Annotated in this window: 17 protein-coding genes and 2 pseudogenes; 12 read left to right on the top strand and 7 right to left on the bottom strand. The window is 40.5% G+C overall.

What is annotated here, in order from left to right; genetic code table 11:
• Positions 1–52 precede the first annotated feature (52 nt).
• From AC5JL8_RS37185 to AC5JL8_RS37165, 5 genes and pseudogenes are all read left to right on the top strand, one after another.
• A pseudogene (locus tag AC5JL8_RS37185) lies at positions 53–562 on the top strand (efflux RND transporter periplasmic adaptor subunit); the annotation flags it as partial.
• Positions 559–1,776, top strand: a complete 1,218-nt coding sequence (locus AC5JL8_RS37180) for an ABC transporter permease (RefSeq protein ID WP_495884702.1) — start codon at positions 559–561, stop codon at positions 1,774–1,776. The pseudogene AC5JL8_RS37185 and the gene AC5JL8_RS37180, both read left to right, overlap by 4 nt.
• 16 nt (positions 1,777–1,792) lie before the next feature.
• On the top strand, positions 1,793–2,551 hold the full coding sequence (locus tag AC5JL8_RS37175) for an ABC transporter ATP-binding protein (RefSeq protein WP_495884701.1): 759 nt from the start codon (positions 1,793–1,795) through the stop codon (positions 2,549–2,551).
• Positions 2,552–2,715: 164 nt separating this feature from the next.
• Positions 2,716–3,198, top strand: coding sequence for a P-loop NTPase family protein (locus AC5JL8_RS37170; RefSeq protein ID WP_495884700.1), 483 nt, complete (start codon positions 2,716–2,718; stop codon positions 3,196–3,198).
• A 226-nt stretch (positions 3,199–3,424) separates the two neighbouring features.
• Positions 3,425–5,305, top strand: coding sequence for a class I tRNA ligase family protein (locus tag AC5JL8_RS37165; protein ID WP_495884699.1), 1,881 nt, complete (start codon positions 3,425–3,427; stop codon positions 5,303–5,305).
• A gap of 512 nt (positions 5,306–5,817) precedes the next feature.
• On the opposite strand, the gene AC5JL8_RS37160 is transcribed toward AC5JL8_RS37165, so the two are convergent.
• Complete coding sequence (locus AC5JL8_RS37160; protein ID WP_495884698.1) at positions 5,818–6,009, bottom strand: hypothetical protein; 192 nt, start codon at positions 6,007–6,009, stop codon at positions 5,818–5,820.
• Positions 6,010–6,213: 204 nt separating this feature from the next.
• Here AC5JL8_RS37160 and AC5JL8_RS37155 point away from each other — a divergent pair, with 204 nt between their 5' ends.
• Positions 6,214–7,038: a ParA family protein gene (locus tag AC5JL8_RS37155; protein WP_495884697.1), complete on the top strand. Its 825-nt coding sequence runs from the start codon at positions 6,214–6,216 to the stop codon at positions 7,036–7,038.
• Positions 7,016–8,059 (top strand): ParB/RepB/Spo0J family partition protein, encoded by a 1,044-nt coding sequence (locus AC5JL8_RS37150; protein WP_495884696.1) that lies wholly within the window; start codon positions 7,016–7,018, stop codon positions 8,057–8,059. The genes AC5JL8_RS37155 and AC5JL8_RS37150 overlap by 23 nt, the downstream gene beginning before the upstream one ends.
• A 59-nt stretch (positions 8,060–8,118) precedes the next feature.
• Here the strand turns inward: AC5JL8_RS37150 and AC5JL8_RS37145 are convergent, their stop codons facing one another.
• A complete protein-coding gene (locus tag AC5JL8_RS37145; protein ID WP_495884695.1) occupies positions 8,119–8,565 on the bottom strand; it encodes an HNH endonuclease in 447 nt (148 codons plus the stop codon).
• Positions 8,535–8,804 carry a hypothetical protein gene (locus AC5JL8_RS37140; protein WP_495884694.1) on the bottom strand — a complete coding sequence of 90 codons (270 nt, stop codon included), beginning with the start codon at positions 8,802–8,804 and terminating at the stop codon, positions 8,535–8,537. Before AC5JL8_RS37140 ends, AC5JL8_RS37145 begins: the two co-directional genes overlap by 31 nt.
• Before the next feature lie 558 nt (positions 8,805–9,362).
• On the opposite strand from AC5JL8_RS37140, the gene AC5JL8_RS37135 reads away from it, so the two are divergent.
• Together AC5JL8_RS37135 and AC5JL8_RS37130 are read left to right on the top strand one after the other, a co-directional pair.
• Positions 9,363–9,926, top strand: a complete 564-nt coding sequence (locus AC5JL8_RS37135) for a hypothetical protein (protein ID WP_495884693.1) — start codon at positions 9,363–9,365, stop codon at positions 9,924–9,926.
• A 97-nt stretch (positions 9,927–10,023) separates the two neighbouring features.
• Positions 10,024–11,130, top strand: coding sequence for a hypothetical protein (locus AC5JL8_RS37130; protein ID WP_495884692.1), 1,107 nt, complete (start codon positions 10,024–10,026; stop codon positions 11,128–11,130).
• A gap of 209 nt (positions 11,131–11,339) precedes the next feature.
• Here AC5JL8_RS37130 and AC5JL8_RS37125 read toward each other — a convergent pair whose 3' ends face one another.
• The gene (locus AC5JL8_RS37125; RefSeq protein ID WP_495884691.1) at positions 11,340–11,684 is read right to left on the bottom strand and encodes a hypothetical protein; all 345 of its coding nucleotides are present in this window, start codon (positions 11,682–11,684) and stop codon (positions 11,340–11,342) included.
• Between the two features lie 196 nt (positions 11,685–11,880).
• Here AC5JL8_RS37125 and AC5JL8_RS37120 point away from each other — a divergent pair, with 196 nt between their 5' ends.
• A complete protein-coding gene (locus AC5JL8_RS37120; protein WP_495884690.1) occupies positions 11,881–12,585 on the top strand; it encodes a hypothetical protein in 705 nt (234 codons plus the stop codon).
• Positions 12,586–12,633: 48 nt separating this feature from the next.
• Here the strand turns inward: AC5JL8_RS37120 and AC5JL8_RS37115 are convergent, their stop codons facing one another.
• Positions 12,634–13,626 carry a tyrosine-type recombinase/integrase gene (locus AC5JL8_RS37115; RefSeq protein ID WP_495884689.1) on the bottom strand — a complete coding sequence of 331 codons (993 nt, stop codon included), beginning with the start codon at positions 13,624–13,626 and terminating at the stop codon, positions 12,634–12,636.
• A gap of 380 nt (positions 13,627–14,006) precedes the next feature.
• Here AC5JL8_RS37115 and AC5JL8_RS37110 point away from each other — a divergent pair, with 380 nt between their 5' ends.
• Both AC5JL8_RS37110 and AC5JL8_RS37105 read left to right on the top strand, forming a co-directional pair.
• Positions 14,007–14,774: a WecB/TagA/CpsF family glycosyltransferase gene (locus AC5JL8_RS37110; RefSeq protein ID WP_495884688.1), complete on the top strand. Its 768-nt coding sequence runs from the start codon at positions 14,007–14,009 to the stop codon at positions 14,772–14,774.
• Positions 14,775–14,787: 13 nt separating this feature from the next.
• Positions 14,788–15,663 (top strand): polysaccharide deacetylase family protein, encoded by an 876-nt coding sequence (locus AC5JL8_RS37105; RefSeq protein WP_495884687.1) that lies wholly within the window; start codon positions 14,788–14,790, stop codon positions 15,661–15,663.
• Positions 15,664–15,717: 54 nt separating this feature from the next.
• Here AC5JL8_RS37105 and AC5JL8_RS37100 read toward each other — a convergent pair whose 3' ends face one another.
• Together AC5JL8_RS37100 and AC5JL8_RS37095 are read right to left on the bottom strand one after the other, a co-directional pair.
• Positions 15,718–16,737 (bottom strand): radical SAM protein, encoded by a 1,020-nt coding sequence (locus tag AC5JL8_RS37100; RefSeq protein WP_495884686.1) that lies wholly within the window; start codon positions 16,735–16,737, stop codon positions 15,718–15,720.
• A gap of 636 nt (positions 16,738–17,373) precedes the next feature.
• Positions 17,374–17,993 (bottom strand): annotated as a pseudogene (locus tag AC5JL8_RS37095) (type IV secretory system conjugative DNA transfer family protein); the annotation flags it as partial.

Genomic DNA, 17,993 nt, shown 5'->3' with positions numbered 1-17,993 from the left:
AGAGCTATGAAGCTTATACAGCAAGCACTTTAGCTCTCTTGTCGCCCCTTGAAGTGCTTCGGCTACTTCTAGTTCGATAGTTGCCTTAGCCAAGGGTTTAGAAGTGCTGGCGCAAGTTCCAGAAGCCGATATTGGCAGAATCAAAGTAGGGCAGCCAGTAGAAATTACTACTGATGCCTATCCCGATCGAGTATTTAAAGGCCGTGTTCGCCTCATTGCTCCTGAAGCTGTTAAGGAAGAAGGCGTGACATTATTTCAAGTTCGTGTAGTTATAAATACTGGTATAGAAGTATTGCGCTCTGGTTTCAATGTGGATTTGACCTTTTTGGGCGACAAAGTTCATGGTGCGCTACTAGTACAAACAGTAGCGATTGTTACAGAAAAAGGAGAAACAGGGGTTTTAGTGCCCGATGCCAAAAATAAACCTTTGTTTCGTCCTGTCACAATTGGAGCGCAAGTCAAAGACCAAACGCAGATTTTATCAGGAGTCAACGTAGGCGATCGCGTATTTTTAAGTCCACCCCAAGACTATCAACGGGAACAGGCAAAAAAACAACAATGAATTTCTTAGAAAGTATGCAAATGGCAGGACAAACCCTGTTAGCTAATAAATTACGTAGTGCCTTGACAATGTTAGGTATTGTTATTGGCAATGCTTCAGTAATTGCCATGATTGGTGTTGGTGAAGCAGGACAAAAGTTTGTTAATCAGCAATTAGAGTCTTTAGGCCCCAACATTCTATTTATTATTCCAGGTAATCAAGAAACTCGACGCATCAGTACCGATATATCCAAGAATTTAGTATTAGCAGATGCCCAAGCGATCGTTACTCAAGTGCCATCAATAGCGGGAGTTGCTCCGGAACTGAATGGCAGACAGTCAGTTAATTACCTAAATCGCAACACTAATGCCAGCATCATTGGAACAACTCCTAGCTTTCCCGAAGTGCGAGACTTTAAAATTGCCCAAGGGCGATTTTTTACAGACATAGATATCAAGCGTCAAAACCAAGTCACTGTTCTGGGTGAAGATTTAGCACAACGATTATTTGGTAATCTCAACCCAATTGGCGAACAATTGCGAATTAAAAATAGTAGTTTTCAAGTCATTGGCGTATTCAAAGGCAAAGGCTCTAGTATCGGAACCAACTATGATGAGGCGGCTTTGATACCAGTAACTACCGCAGCCAACCGCATTATCGGTAGAAATTCTCCCTATGGTATATCTCTCGATTACATTGCTGCTTCAGCTCGTAACGCCCAGAGTGTAGATGCTGCCCAGTTTCAAATTACTAATTTACTACGCTTACGGCACAAAATCACTGGTGAAGATGATTTTACTATCAACTCTCAAAAAGAGGCCTTGCAAACTGTTGGTCAGATTACTGGTGCATTAAAAATTATGTTGGCAGCGATCGCGGCTATCTCTTTGATTGTGGGCGGTATTGGTATTATGAATATCATGCTTGTCTCCGTAACTGAACGCACCCAAGAAATTGGATTACGAAAAGCGATCGGTGCAATAGAGCAAGATATCCTTCTCCAGTTCATGATTGAGGCAATCATTCTATCCGCTGCCGGTGGTTTAATTGGTACTGCTATTGGTGGCGGTGGAATTCTACTGGTTGGTGCTTTGACACCATTAGAAGCAGGAATTTCTCCTGTGGCAATTGCCCTGACAGTGGGGGTTTCTGGCGGTATAGGTTTATTCTTTGGCGTTGTGCCAGCTCGTCGTGCTGCCAAACTCGATCCAATTGTGGCTTTAAGAAGTGCTTAAGTAAGCAGAAGGTAGAATGGATACTCAATTTAAAATCCAAAATATTCAATGCAATATTGAACAGCCAGAAATAATTCGCTTAGAAAATATGTTTAAAGTTTATGGGAGTGGCGAAACAGAAGTAAAAGCCCAAAATCATGTCAATTTAACCATTTATCGGAGTGAATATTGCTCAATTATGGGGCCATCTGGTTCTGGTAAATCTACAGCTATGAATATTATTGGCTGTCTAGATCGTCCTACATCAGGAAATTATTACTTAGATAACATTAATGTGGCACAGATAGATGATGCTCAATTAGCACATATTCGGAACAAAAAAATTGGCTTTGTCTTCCAACAATTCCACCTTTTACGCCAATTAACGGCACTAGAAAATGTCATGTTGCCGATGGTATATGCTGGTGTCAAAGATAATGAAAGACACCAAAGAGCCACCGAAGCCTTGAAGCGGGTAGGTTTGGAAAAACGTTTGAATAACAAACCCACTCAATTATCTGGCGGACAACAGCAACGAGTAGCGATCGCTCGCGCTATTGTTAACCGTCCTGTATTACTGTTAGCAGATGAACCAACGGGTGCCCTTGATTCGCATACAACTCAAGAAGTATTAAATATCTTTGGCGAACTCAATGCTACTGGTATCACAGTAATAATGGTAACTCATGAGCCTGAAGTTGCCCGCCAAACCCAACGCATCGTCTGGTTTCGTGATGGGGAAGTGTTGCACTCTCACCTTACCCCTGCTGACTTGAGCCAGATGGTAGTTTCTTGAGCAGAATTAAACCTGATTCACTTGGGAGGTAACTTATGTTTTGACATTTATAGAGGCATTGAGAGCCGATGGATACTTTACTTGCTCATCCTAAATTCAGACTAGACTTCTCTTAGTTTTAGCTGTTTTAAAATTGAGAAATCACTCTGCTACAAGTTAATTAGATGACCACAATGTATCGAATTTTAATATTTGGCAATTCCGGTTCTGGAAAAAGTACTCTTGCAAATAGACTTGGTAAAGACTTCAGTATTCCAATTCTTGACCTCGATACTATCGTTTGGGAACCAAACCAAATTGCCATACGCCGTCCTCAAGAAGATTCAGCAAAGGATCTACTAGACTTTATAGAAAATAATATTTCTTGGGTAATTGAAGGCTGCTACAGTACGCTAATCAAAGCTGCTATCGAATTCTCAACTGAAATCTATTTCCTAAATCCTGGCATTAGTAAGTGTCTTGAAAATAACCGCAATCGTCCTTGGGAGCCGCACAAATTTAAATCAACTCAGGAGCAGGCACAAACATTCGAGTTTCTACAGAATTGGATTCAACAATATGAAGAACGCGATGATGAATTCGGTTATTCATCCCATCGCTCAATATTTCATCAATACAATGGCAAAAAACATGAAATTATTGCATAACTCAATCATTTCAAATTAGCTGTTGGTGAGTATTATGCGATTGAGCCAAAAAGTTTACTGAATAAGCCTGTGGACTACAAATTAGGACAATTCGGAGCTTAATTTCTTACTTTTGGAAAAACCATACTCATGATGCTACAGTTATATTACAAGCAAGCATTGAGGATTTAATCATGCACGACTGGGACCTGTAACGCCGGGTCAGTTCGATCCGGCCAATCCTATTTTGCCTTCTTCTACTTACGACCACCGCACGGTAGAAGCCCGATGGCAATCCATCTGGCAGCAGATCCAACTGCATGAGGTCGATTTAGGAACAAATGCTCAGCCTTTTTACAATTTGATGATGTTCCCCTATCCTTCTGCTGAGGGTTTGCACGTTGGGAATGTCTATGCTTTTACCGGAGCAGACATCTACGGCCGCTTCATGGCGATGCAGGGTAAAGCGGTATTTGAGCCAATGGGCTTTGATGCCTTTGGCATTCACAGCGAGAATTTTGCGATTAAGCAAGGCGTTCATCCCCGTGAATTGACAGCACGTAATGTGAAGCGATTTCGAGAAACGCAGTTGCAAAGAATTGGCAATCGTTTCTGCTGGAATCATGAAATTCAAACCACCGATCCCGCGTATTATAAATGGACGCAGTGGATTTTCTTGCAGTTGTTCAAAGCTGGGTTAGCCGTTCGTAAAAAAGCGGCGGTGAACTGGTGCCCTTCTTGCAAGACAGTACTTGCTGATGAGCAGGTGATTAACGGCGAATGCGAACGGTGCAGCGCGATCGCCATTCAACGGGAATTGGAACAGTGGTTTTTCAAAATCACCCAGTATGCTCAACGGTTGTTGGACAATTTGGATCGATTGGACTGGTCAGAAAAAGTCAAAACGGCTCAACGCAACTGGATTGGGCGTGACGAAATAGATGGCACAGTGCAGTATCACTTGCGAGATTGGTTAATCTCACGGCAACGCTATTGGGGCCCGCCGATTCCGATTATTTATTGCGATCACTGCGGTATAGTGCCCGTGCCAGAGGAGCAATTGCCAGTGCAGTTGCCGGAAACTGAGAATTGGTTGCCTCAAGGAACTGGAAATTCGCCTTTGGCGGACATTCCAGAATTCGTCAATACAACCTGTAATAGCTGTGGTGGTGCAGCACGGCGAGAAACGGATGTGTCTGATAACTTTTTGGATTCTGCTTGGTATTTTTTGCGCTATCCCTGTTGCGATCGCGCTGATGTTCCATTTGATCCAGCAATTACAGCTAAATGGTTGCCTGTGGATATGTATATTGGTGGCGCAGAACATTCTGTGCTTCATCTGTTGTACAGTCGATTCATCACAATGGTGTTGCACGATTTGGGGCATATCCCCTTTGAGGAACCCTTTCAACGATTCCGCGCCCACGGATTGCTGACTAAACAGGGTGCCAAAATGAGTAAGTCGAAGGGTAATGTGGTGAATCCCGATCGCTACATCGAGTTTTATGGTGCAGATACATTGCGGACTTACCTGATGTTTTTGGGCCCATACGACCAAGGTGGCGATTTTTCCGATCGCGGGATTGTTGGTATCCGGCGATTCTTGGATAGAGTGTATCAATGGGCGAGCAAACACAAAAATAGTTTGCAACCAAATCCGCCTGATTTGGTATCACAGCGGCGTTTACATCAAACAATCCACAAGATTTCCGAAGATATTCAATCGCTGAAATACAATACAGCGATCGCCGCCTTGATGAGTTACTTCAATATGTTGCAAGCAAAGTCGAGTATTGCTGAGGTGGAATTGAAGTCGTATCTGTTGATGTTGGCTCCCTTTGCACCCCATGTCACAGAAGAACTCTGGCAGCAATTGGGTGAATCAGGCTCGATTCATCAGCAAACTTTTCCCCAGTTCGATCCAGAATTCTTGATTACCGAGCAGGTGACAGTCGCAGTGCAGATCAATGGACGTACTCGAACGACAATTACCATTTCACCGGAAGCTTCAAAAGAGGAAGCGATGGCGATCGCCAGACAAACCAAAGCAGTTCAATGGTATCTCAAAAATCAGGAGGTTCAGCGTGTTGTTTACGTTCCCGGTCGAGTGATTAACTTTGTCACCTGAACACAACTTACTGGCGTGGAGCTAGCGAGGATACCGTTGGCGAAATATATCTTAATACTCAAAAGCCTTATTATTCCGTAGGTTGGATAGAATGCAGTGAAAGCCAAAGTTTCTAAAACAGTGATTTCTCTACGTTTAAAATATTAAGTAATGTTTCGCCAACGGTATCGTATCTCGGCGGCCATCCAAATTAAAGAATTGCTCTATCCGAGCCACAGCTTCGCAAGAACGGTGCGAAACAGTGGCGACCAAAAGCATTGATATCGCTGAGTTGTGACCATTAAAGTAAGAAATTCAATCAAAACGTTTCTTAATTCGTGGTTTTTGAAAGCATTTTTTCTCTTTTCTTTGGCAGCGATCGCTCTCTTACTCAAAAGCCCAGTCGGGATGACAGGGCTTTTGTTGGGGTAATTTTCCCCTGGTTATTTATAGAAGTTATTTATAAGTTGCTTTACTAATAAGGACTACAAAAGCTAGATTGCAAATTCCAGAAATTAGTAGACACGAAACTTTCAATTACCCTGTTCAATCCACTCACGCCCTGCTTTCTCCGCAGCTTCGGGCGTATAGTAAAGCTTGCCCTTACCAAACACTGCACCACCAGCACTAATTAGCCGGAACTGCCAGCAATCAGCCTCTGTGTAAAATACCAACAGAGTAAAGTTATGAATGCCAACAATTGAATGAATTTTGGTAGTAATCATTAGGTGGTAGGTAGCCCAAACGCTACCTAAGTTTTATCAAACTATCTTCTTTGAAGAAGTAATTGGTGAACAGGCAAGTCCCCAGATACGTAAAACGTTTTCCGTATAGCATCAATGAGCTTTGAGCAAGCGAAAAACCAAGCTTAACTGGATTTCACTTTGGCGTAGACTATAACAAAACGCAAGCACTGCAATCACAGATAGATGAAGAAAGTTGTTCTTTGGATTGGAGCCAATGCGGGAGGAGTTTCCAAAACTACGCTTGCCGTTCACATTGGCTATGAAATGGCAAAGCGCGGCTTTGACGTAGCACTTCTCGATCTAGATACTAATGTTTCCATGAGCCAGTTTTGTGGATTAGATAAAGATCCACCCGTGGAGCAAACGCTCGCCGCCGTATTTGACGAAAATTTTAACGGCAACTGGCCTCTGTTAACACCAGAATGGGGTCAGCCCAAAGGGAAATTTCAAGTATGCTTGGGTGGCCCAGTAATGATTCAAGTTGGTTTGGAATTAGCAGTCCGTAATCGCCGGGAGTACCTTTTAGCAGATAGGTTTGAAGATTTTCCTCTGCCGCATCAACTAGTGATACTAGATTGTCCTGCAACACTTGGCCATCTCAATGACCTGGCGTTGGCAGTAGCTACACATCTTTTAATTCCTGTCGAACTTAGTCCAAAATCTCTAACAGGAGCGAATGCTTTGTTATCTTGGCATCGAGGAGCTTGCAAAAACTTGCGTCTCAATCCTCCACCCCAAATCTTAGGATTTGTACCCACCAAATACGACAGTAACGAAGCAGCGCAACGGGATTTGTTGAGTCAACTGCCAGAAATGCTTGCTCCTTTGAAGATTAAATGCTATCCGCACATCCGCTATTCCTGCGAATTTAGTAATGCTTCTGGAAAAGGCATTCCTCTACACTTGCATCGTCCTACTCATAGAGCTATTAAAGACTTACATCCTATTTGTCAGGAACTGTCAGCTATTTTGACGGAGAGTAAAAATGCCAAGAAAGACGCAAAATAAAAATTATGATTATTTTTCAGCTAATGTACACGCAGCAGAAGTTGAGTCACAGTTAGTAGAATCACAACAGCGTATTGCCGAACTAGAATCTCTAAACGCTCAATTGCAAGCACTCTTCGCCAGCAACAACGCCAAGAGCGATGCTGCTCAATTGACTGTGCCACTTGATAGAATTATCTGTAATACTGAACAAGTACGCCGCTACTTTGACCCTGCTAAACTCGCTACTCTGACCGCTTCTATCAAAGACTGGGGAGTAAAAACACCATTATGGGTGCGTCCCTATAGCGATGACAAGTACTTATTAATTGCAGGTGAACGCCGCTACCGCGCAGCACAAGATGCTGGTTTGGCTGAAGTTCCTATCATAATCATCGAAGTTGATGAAGCCTCGGCTTTTAAGCTGTCTTTACTGGAGAATTTGCAGCGCGAAGATTTAAATCCAGTAGAAGAAACAGAAGGGATATTACACTTATTGTCTTGCCAACTAGATTGCACTACTAAAGAAGTGATTGCTTTGCTGAACCGCAAAGCGCATCTAGATAAGAAAAAAGTTGAATCCTCAAATGAGGATACGGAAAACGTATTCCGTAAGCAGTGGTCAGTGGTTGAAAATGTATTTACAACAGTAGGTAGGTTGTCACCAGAGAGTTTTCGCGTCAGTCGGCTACCATTACTAAATATGCCAGCAGATGTTTTAGAGGTATTGCGCTCTGGACAAATGGAATACACCAAGGCCAGGGTCATCGCACGGCTAAAAGACGAGGAAATCAGAATCGAACTTTTGCAAACAGCAATTGACCATAACCTGTCACTGAGCGAAATTAAACAGAAAGTCAAAGAAATTGAGCAACAGTCATCTTCACAGTTATCTGAGCCAACTGGGTCAACATCTCTAAAAGAACGTGTAGACGATACTTTGCAACGTTTTAAAAAAGCTAAAGTGTGGGACGATCCCAAGAAAAAAGCGCGAATAGAAAAGGTACTAGCTCAACTGGAAGCTTTAATGAAAGATAATTGACTATCGGGGATTTACCACTCACTTAACCGTGAATTGGCATAGCCGGAGGGCATTTTCTCTTATTCTTGGCGTGGATCTAATTGAGGGGGATGCCAACCCGCTTCTACCCAAAAACGACGAGCCACTTGAATCGAAGGCTCATCCCGACGTTCATCATTGAAGTCAAAGCGTTCGCTAGTAGCTCTCCCTGTAGGAGTTGTACCTAAAATTTTTATGCCGTCTTTTGTCCAGATAAAATGGTCAGACCATTCTTGCTGACGGGGATGAAATAGAGGGACTTGTTCTTTGGTTTTTGGATCAGTAGCCACTGTAAAATTATAGTGACGCTCATTACAGCGATGACAAGCTAAAGCCAAATTATCAAGTTCATCAGAGCCTCCCAAAGACTGAGGCATAATGTGGTCAATGGTAAAACGGTCTGGACTTAAGTATTCTGGAGAGTGGCAGTATTCGCAAAGATATTTAGCCCGTTGTCTTACAAATTTTCGAGTTGGTTCGGACACCATTTACTTTTCGCCGCTAGTTGAGCGTTAATCAAGGTAAAGATTCGCTCTAATTCAGATATGCCTATATATTCGGCTTCTTCTTCAGAAGTGAGCGCCGAAGCTTTTTTCTTCTCTAACAGTTCTTCAAAGCGAGACTGTAGCTCATCGGTAAATTTAAACAGATAAATGTCACCGAATTCGCTCATCCTGATACCAGAAGATATTAAGGATGAAGGTTGAACCATCAATTGAGTAGTCATTGTGTGTTCATAGCGTCTTTGATTCTATTGTGCCTCAATTAATTGATGATCTTAGTTTATTCGACCAGCTTACCCTGAATGGGTTCTATAGCGGAGAGCGCCCAGGTGAATGAATGCTCTTTTACTGGAGTGATGATTTACAGTATTAAGAAACATAGGAATTAATTTCTTACCAATAGTCGTCACAATCCTTGTATAGCAAGGTGATTGAGAGCCAATGCTGTGTATGCTCATTGCTCGGTCGTACCAGGGAAGTGACTTGCGCTGTAATGGCTCCTAGAATGCTTGTAAAATAATGTTTTCTTAGTGAAAAGTAAGAAATACTGCTCAATAACCGCATTTTGATGATTACTTATCCGAAAAACAGTTTTCACAGTAATCGCTTTGGTCAGTTTAAGTGTTTTTGCTGCACTGCTATTACAAGCAGCAATGTTATAAGTAAGAATCAGTTTGTAAAACCAAAAAAAAATTTACTTTAACTATTATTAATTATAAGTAAAATGATTAATTTGGCTTAATATGGTAATACATAATTAACATTTTTTTGGATTTAAAATAGTGTTAAAACTAATAGCTTTATTCTCTGGATTACTTGTATTAGGAGGAACCTGTGGATATTTTGCAGCAGAATATCAAAAAGGTAATATTAAAGCTGTTAACCCAAATAAAACTGATGTTAAATTAGAAAAAACTGATAATATTAACAATTCATCTAATAATAATACTACTATTGTTACGCCAAAAAATACTGATAATAAAGTATTAGAGCAAAAAATAGACAATCAAAAATATATTCGTGAACAAGTAAAAGCGGATGTTTTAGCTGAATTAGAAAATCAGCGTGTAGCAATTGCAAAACAAAAAGAAGTAGAAAGACAAGCTATTCTACAGCAACAAAGAGAGCTTTATCTAAAGCATCAGTTAGAACAAGCTAGAATTACAAGTCTACAAAATAAATGTCTAGAAAATAAATTAGAAGCAACTAAAGAGGTCAACAAAATCAAGGAATCTTTAGTTGATAGTGGAGATAATATGTTTACTCAATTTGCTGATGCACAGATTGAAGCAGCCGAAAGCAAGCGAGATACTGAATATATGCAATGTTTACAAAATATTAAATAAGTGTTTGGGTTCCGCCAGAGAAGCAGGAGAAAGCGACGGTGACGGTGCTGCAACAAGCAGAGTTTTATATAATTAAAATCATTACAAAATATTATTTATGGCTATAACAGTTTTCTCTCAAAGATTTAAACGAGAATTAGATATTGAGCAAATCTTATCTTTGCGTGGTCATGATTGCCGTCTTGACATAAATAGCAGAATAAAAAATTTATCGAATGAAGAAAAAGGTGAAATCTATAATGATGTTATTTGTCCTATATGTCGTTCTCAAGGAGGTAAAATAGTTTTAGCATCAACTTCAAAGCAAGCGCACTTTAGATTTGATACTCATAATTATTTTTGTGACTACAACAATTCTAAAGATAATAAAAGTCAAAAAGGTAAATTGGTAGATTTTGGTAGTGAGCGCAGTCATGAAACAAAGATTATTCGTGAGTTAGTTGCCAAAGGAATTGAGCAAAAAATTATATCTCAGCACCTTATTAGTGAAATGAGAAAATATTTTTATGATACAAAAATTCATAATCAACATAAAATGGATGTTTCTGTTGATGCTTTAAAATGGTGGATTAAATTAAAATCTCTTAAACGTTTGAGCTTAACAACTATACATCACATCAAATTTAATCCAATTTATGCCCAATTACCTAATTTTAATTGGAAATTAGCTGCTGAAAGCTTATTTATACAAGAAAATATTAATTTAATTGAAATAGCCAATAACTGTGATTGGGAAATTACTCAAAAAATATATGATAAAACAATAAGAACAATTCAAAATACTCAAGGTAGTATTGTTTTTGATGTTACAAAGTTACAGATTCCTTATCAAAATACTATTACATTAGCTCAATTTATCGCAAATAACCTTTCTATAAAGGATAGCAAAAAAGGAAATTATCTAATTAGCTCTGACATAGTTTTAGCTTTTTCAGCATTATTGTTATACATTGTCGATTGGGATATTAAAGCTGCTATTTTAAAGTTAATAAAACTAGTAGAATCTCCTGCCCCTACTGACATAAACTCTGGAAATGTTATTGGATTAAACCCTTTTTATGATTTTGAAGTTTGGGCTATTATTGCAAAAGTTAGAGAAGTTTCTAATTCCAGTACAAACGGTTTTGATTATAAGGCGCATATAGAGGCTATTGAAACACGGTTAAAAAATGAATATGAACTATGGAAGTCATTACATAAATAAAATAGTCAACCATTGCCCTACATTACTCAACAATCCAAAGCAGAGATAGCGTTTTGCTTCTGCTTCTGGGTTACATCCAGATATCGCTCCCTAGCTGCCAAAGTGCGATGTCCCGCGCTGGGTGGACTCAGAAGCTACAAGGAAGGTTGTAGAATTAAAAAAACCTTCTTTTATTAGCTGAAGCAAAACCTCACTTAAATCAACCACAGTCAAGAATTAATGGTTGCTAAAAGTTCTTCTTTTCTTTTTGATAATTCAGATAGTTTTCGGTTCAAACTTCGGATTTCTGTATTGATTTTTGATAATTCAGCTTTGCACTTTTGAGTTTTTAAATAATCCAACCCATATTTTTCAATTACAAAATTTTCTACCTCATTCCTTAAGAGTTTAAAGCAGGGATTTCCATATAAAGTGTTGTGCCGATATTGCAATTTTCCTGATTTGATAGCCTCAAGAATTTCTGCTTGCTTCAGGTTGAATTCTTTTTGGGCTGTTTTATCGCTCAGAGTAGCCCCCTTTTGCCCCCAAGGGGAATTGTCTTCTTCATGATTCATATAGGACTTAGTTTAAAGAACATTGAACGAGATGCTCTCATGACAACAGGTACTAAGTGTATTAAAACATCTATGTGGCGCAACGGTATCCCGGTATTCCGAGGGAGGGAGAAATCCACGCGAACAGTATGTATCAGCATAAGTACCTTTCTTGCTAAATTGAGCGTATGTCTGCTCAACCTCAAGGAGCAAAACTATGCCATTTAACATCAATCAACTCAATAATCTCGACTACGACTCAGCTGAACCCCTTCTTGCCGACTACATAGATGGTGTAGTCGAGCAGTTCGCCAAGTCTCCTGAAGGAGAAGCTTATGCCCAAGAACACCCTGACTTCGGTGGATGGATTGCCACTTTCACAGAAATGTCCTACATCTACGAAGGATTCACCCTGCCCAAGATGACTAAGGCAGACGCACAAATCGTTATGGAACATATTCTTCCGCGCAAGCTCACGCTAATGCACCGGGAGGAAGCCGAAGATGCCATTCCAGAACTGGTCGCTTTTTGGAACTTCTTGAAGCGGGAGTATAACTTTCGTAGTGCCGGGGCAATCGCCACCTACCTTGCCAAAATCGAAGGCAAGTTCACAGACTGGATGTTTGATCCAGCAAAAGGGGGTATGGCAAAAAGTTTTATTATGAGTGGGATGCAAGCCGGGTTTGACATGACGAGCGAAGATGGGATAGCAGCCTTTCAAAAAGCTTATAACCAGCAATTACTTTCAGAAAAACCAAACAACTCTTTTCTTCAACAATTAGGCAGTCTGTTCACAGGCTCAGAAAGAGAAGCACAGTTTCCTGTGTCTAGCTCTAAATCCTCTAAAGAAAAACCGAAGACCAACACAAAAGGATTTGATTCACAAGATTTAGGCAAGAAATCTAATGGCAAGAAAAAGTAATTAATTTGAAGTTAACACCATACTTTCTTCCTCATTTTTAAGCCTTTCCTAAATCAATTCTGATATCGAGTCGCTCATCTGCTTTTGCAAACGCTGGCGGTTATCATCGTATTTCAACACCGTCTGCACTTGGGCGTGTCTGCTGAATCGCTGAGTAGCTCGGTAGTTACCGTTATTGAGATCTAATACTGTAGTAATCGCACTGTGGCGAACACGATGCGGCGACATCTTCTTAGTAATTCCGGCTTGTTTGCATAGCCCATCCACCAATCGCCTCATTGCCTCCCCGGTTAATCTCGCTCCATTCTTGTGATAAGCCAGCACAGTAAAAAGCGGATCATCGCCACGTTTCTTCTTACTAGCTTTTATCCAACTGGCGATCGCCGTTGCGGTTTTGTCAGATAGGTCAAGCACTTCCTTTTGGCTACCCTTGCCTTTACCTAAAATAGAGAGCGTTTTTTCTTTGGCGTTAAAGTCATGCACATTTAAATTAACAATCTCATTGCGACGCAAGCCATTATCCCAAAGTAACCGCAAAATCGCATAGTCACGCTTGCCCTTTAAAGTGTTCTGGTCAACCAGTGCTATGACTTGGGCATAGTCAGTAGCGGCAATACCTGTAGTGTCGCGGTAGGTTTCGACCCTTTCACCTTTGACATCATCTAAGGAGAAATTGCACACACCCAGCCGCCGCCCCATTGCAACCATTGACTTGATAGCACTGAGCCGACGATTCACCGTAGCTTCAGCCAGTTTTTTCTTGATGAGGTGTGCCTTGTACTTGAGAACTACAGCGACAGCGTGACGTTGTTCCAGGTGCAGAAACTCCAAAACTAAATCCCGGCTTGGTTCTTTCTTGGCAACAAATAAGAAGAAATCTTTCAAGTCTTTCTGGTATTCGCGTTTGGTGTTGGGCGATCGCTTGTCGCCAATCAGCTGCTGAATCACGTCGGGGTCATTTTCTAAAGAAAAGTCCTCACCGATCGCTAACGCCAAGGAATTTTCTAGAACACTCAGATTCTCCGGGTGAATGGGTGTCATTGTTTTGGCCAGGGTGGGCGGGTTAATGCTCAAGCTATATCTTAATTGTTTATTGTATTTATTACTCTAAGTAGTGTGAAAACCTCTATTGTCGCACTATCTCGTGACACAGTGGGGGGAGGGGTTTGGAAAGTATTTGGACTTTGATTTACACTTCAAGGGGTGAATCAGAGAAATTTTCTTCGATAAAAGTGTAAGGATTGACGAAGAAGTACGTGATCTGACGGTCAAAGAACATGATGTCTCTCATACCCTTGATTTAGACGAGAGTGCGCTTTGCTTTGGGCTTATAATTTGGAGTAGGGGACGTGACCCCAGTAGTTTGGGTTGGAGGTATAACCGAAATTTAGGGCTTTACCATCCGGTGAGATGGCTATTTTATGATTCACAATTCTGGACATTTTATGGTCAAAGCCACAGTTATTTCTGTTCTAAAAGTTAAAATTACAAATACATCAGAGCTTGGTGCTGTAAAGATGATGGCATCATTTATAAAACAAGAGCCAGATAAAATTCATATCATCTTCATTGCCAACGCTCACACTCTCAATCTTGCAACTGATAACCCTGAGTACCGAGATATTTTAAACAGTAGCAACGTGGTTTTTGCAGACGGTATAGGGGTTCGTTGGGCAGCCAAACTCCGCGGGAAAATTTTACAGGGCAATCTCGTTGGTACTGATCTAATTCCTAGTTTTCTTAGTAAGACAAGCAACTGTGGTTACCGATATTACTTACTTGGTGCAGATCCTACTACTATAGAATATGCAGCAGAGTTTGCTTCTAGGCAATTTCAAGGTTGGACGTTAGCTGGATTCCATCATGGCTACTTAGAAGAGGATAAGACTATCAAAGTAATCGAAAAGATTAACTCCTTACAACCTCACCTGCTCTTAGTTGGGATGGGAAATCCTTTACAAGAATACTGGCTCCACAACAATCAGAGCAGACTGAAAGTCCCTCTATGTGTTGGTGTAGGAGGACTCTTTGATCATTGGGGTGGAAATCTAAAACGTGCCCCACTATGGATAAGACGACTAGGATTTGAGTGGCTGCAAATTTTACTTCAGCAACCAGGCAAAAAGTGGCAGCGTTATCTTATTGGTAATCCAAAATTTATTATCCGAATGGTTTTCTGTAGTGACTGAGAAATACTAGGCAATGACATCGAACTCAATTAAACCTTTTCGTTGGTATTTAAAAAAAACCGCACGAGGCGGTATGTGTTTGGCGACGCTGCCATCAAAACGATTACTTTTAAGTAACAATCAGTCTAATTATTCATTACTACGTGTTCTCACTTACCATCGCTTTGGTAATGTTTATCGCGATCCGTTTTGTATTGAACTGAAAGAGTTTCAAGCACAAATGGACTGGATTGCACGCCAGAATCTGGCTGTATCCCTTACCGATATAGAGAGTTTTTTAGCAGGAAAAAAAGATCTTCCCAGGAATGCAGTTTTGGTCAGTGTAGATGACGGTTATCGGAGCCTTTACCTTAATGCACTGCCGATTTTAAAGCAATACTCAATACCAGCAGTTGCGTTTATCACTACAAGCAATATTGATAGTTCCAGCCCAAATAATTACAGTAAAAATAATGAAACTATAGAACCTTATTTGACATGGAAAGAAGTTGAAGCTCTTGCCGAAGCAGGTATTGCCATTGGTTCTCATGCCTTAACCCACCGTTCCCTTGGCAAAATGAGTCTGGATGAAGCTTATCAAGAAGCTGTAATGTCACGTGAAAGCATAGAGAAAAACTTGGGAATCAACGTAACAGCTTTTGCATATCCCTTTGGCACATTTCCTGATTTTAACAATTCAACAACCCTTATCCTTAAAGAAAGTGGTTACAAATTGGCTTTTACTTCCCAACACGGTGCTATTGTACCAAAACTTGATCCCTTAACTTTGCCGCGTATCAAGGTTGAAGGAGGTGAACCAATGTGGATGTTTCGTCTGCTTGTATATGGTGGGTTAGATGAATGGCGATTGATAGATAGAATGCTCTGGCGATTGCAGCAAAGTCCATAGATTTTCACCTCCAAAGGGGTTTCCAAAGAATAAAATGCCCGGATGAGGTTTCGACTAGGATGACAAGGACTTACACATACCTTTTAATGCTGACATGAGACGGTAGCGAACCAAAGAAGACATGATCGTCTTTATAACCTTAATAGGCTGCGTGTGCACAACTGGTTTGGATGAACAGATCATCCAGCATTGAGCGCACTGGCGCGCAGCATTCCATACCTCTTCCTGCTCGCAAAAAATTTCCTGCCACTTCTGCTCCAGCAGATTTCCCATTTTGAGGTCACCGCGCATAAGACAACCAAAAACATTGCCGTAAGGATCGAGGTAAAAAAACTGCTCACCTGCTCGACACGACAGCAATCTGGACTGTTTTTCCATTAACTCAACTAAACCAATATGGAATAGCCCACGACCCCACTCGCGGGGACTATTGGAGTTAAAGTTATCGTGGATGATGGCCTCAACTTGCGGTTTAATGGTGGCAACGCTAGCTCTAATAGCAGGATGATCACCGTAATAAGAGGGAGAGTCATGAGCCACTTGAACATTAAATTTCAGGTCGTGGCGTTTGGCATAATCTTGCACAGCGAGAATCTGTTCGCTGTTATAAGAAGAGCACGTAATACCTATCCCTAAATCTTTGATTCCAATCCTGCGTAAACGCTCAAGCGTCTCCACACATTTATCAAAGCCAGAAGGAATCCCGCGAACAAGATCGTGAGCTTCACCCACTCCGTCAATTGAAACACGGATACTTACCCCAAGCCACATTCTCTTGACTTGCTCCTCAATACGTTTCGGCAAAAAACCATTCGTCGAAATGCCAATACGAGCGCGGGGATTGTGATCGTGTATCTCGTTGACAATTTCGTCAACATCTTCTCGCAAAAAGGGTTCTCCCCCACTGATGTTGATATCTTGAAGGGTTAAAGGCAATCGTCTATAGTCTTTGGGCTGCATAATCTCACGCTCTTTAGTTTTCCAAAGATCGCACATTACACACCGAGAATTGCATCGCAGGGTTACCGCAACTACAGCACTGTTAGGTTTAGCCTGGGAATGGAAGTGTGGCATTTTAATTTTTCCTAACGATGGGTTTAGATGGATGATTAGACTTGACTGAAAATATTAACTAAGAAAAAGAAAAATAGTAAAACGTGTAATTGATTACACAATTTTTCAGGATCAGTTATGGTTTTTGATTATATCGAAAAATATCTAGTACGAACAAAACAAATTTTAGCAAATTTTTTACCAATAAATAATAGACGTAAACAGCGTTTACCATTATAAATTATAATTAGATACTCAAAAACATTAAAGTCAAAGCATTTTTTAATTTTGCTCAATTCAATAATGAATTGTAAAATTAGCCTACGTTTTATGCAAAAAACTATTTTTTTTAAATAGTTTATGATGCGTAATGGTAATGTTTTGTAAGAGCATTTTTGATACATAAGAGCGTGAATAATTAGTGATTAATGATTACTATTAACACAATGATACGTATTAATTTTCTAATAATAAATGGCTATTTATCGGCTGATTTATTATTGGTGTCTGTGCCTTCTGTGTCTGTGCTGCCGTAGCCATGCCGTAGGCTACGACCTATACCGGGTATAGATTGCCGTGATTGAGCCTCCTTCCGTAGACACCCAGAAAAGCCCCTTAAACACCCCTTTCTATTACCACGGCATCACGGCAGGACTTTCACCAATCAGGCAAGGAGTAGCTATCATTGTCGTCAGAATTTATCTTATCCCTTTCAACTAATTCAGATAAGCCATCCATTAATTCAGAGTCTGAATAGCCAGATAACCTGTCAGCCTTCTTCAAATCACGTAATGTTTTTGGCGTTTTATTCTTCACGTTCTGGAAGTATTCATAAATCTTTTTAGCTACCTCAGATAATGGTTTCGTTTGGGTAGGTTGAGCAGCATTTAAATTAAATTCAAGCTCAAATACTCTATCCAAATACTCCTGTTCCGAAGCAATTAAATGGGCTTGATTAGATAGATTCGGCATTAATGCAACTACAAAACCACCAACAGAAGCAATCATGACTGGGCGTAAATTTTGATAGGAGACTGTTTTAACTTCCAGATATTTAGATTTAATTTGTTCTCTTTCTTGCTTACCTGGGATAATGTCACCTCTATTTAAAATTAGTTCCAATACCCCATAAGATTCTTGTTCCCTTCCATTCTTAATGTACTTGTTACCTAACAGCAATAAATTCAGGCACATTCTTGTTTGAGCATCCATCTTTTCAATGCCCAGGGCAAACGCATCTAAATTTAGTACAGGTATACTAAGGAACAAAGAAAGGT

Source organism: Mojavia sp. (assembly GCF_059505145.1).
Note: the sequence above shows the minus strand (reverse complement) of the source record. Positions and strands in the feature narration are given on the sequence as shown.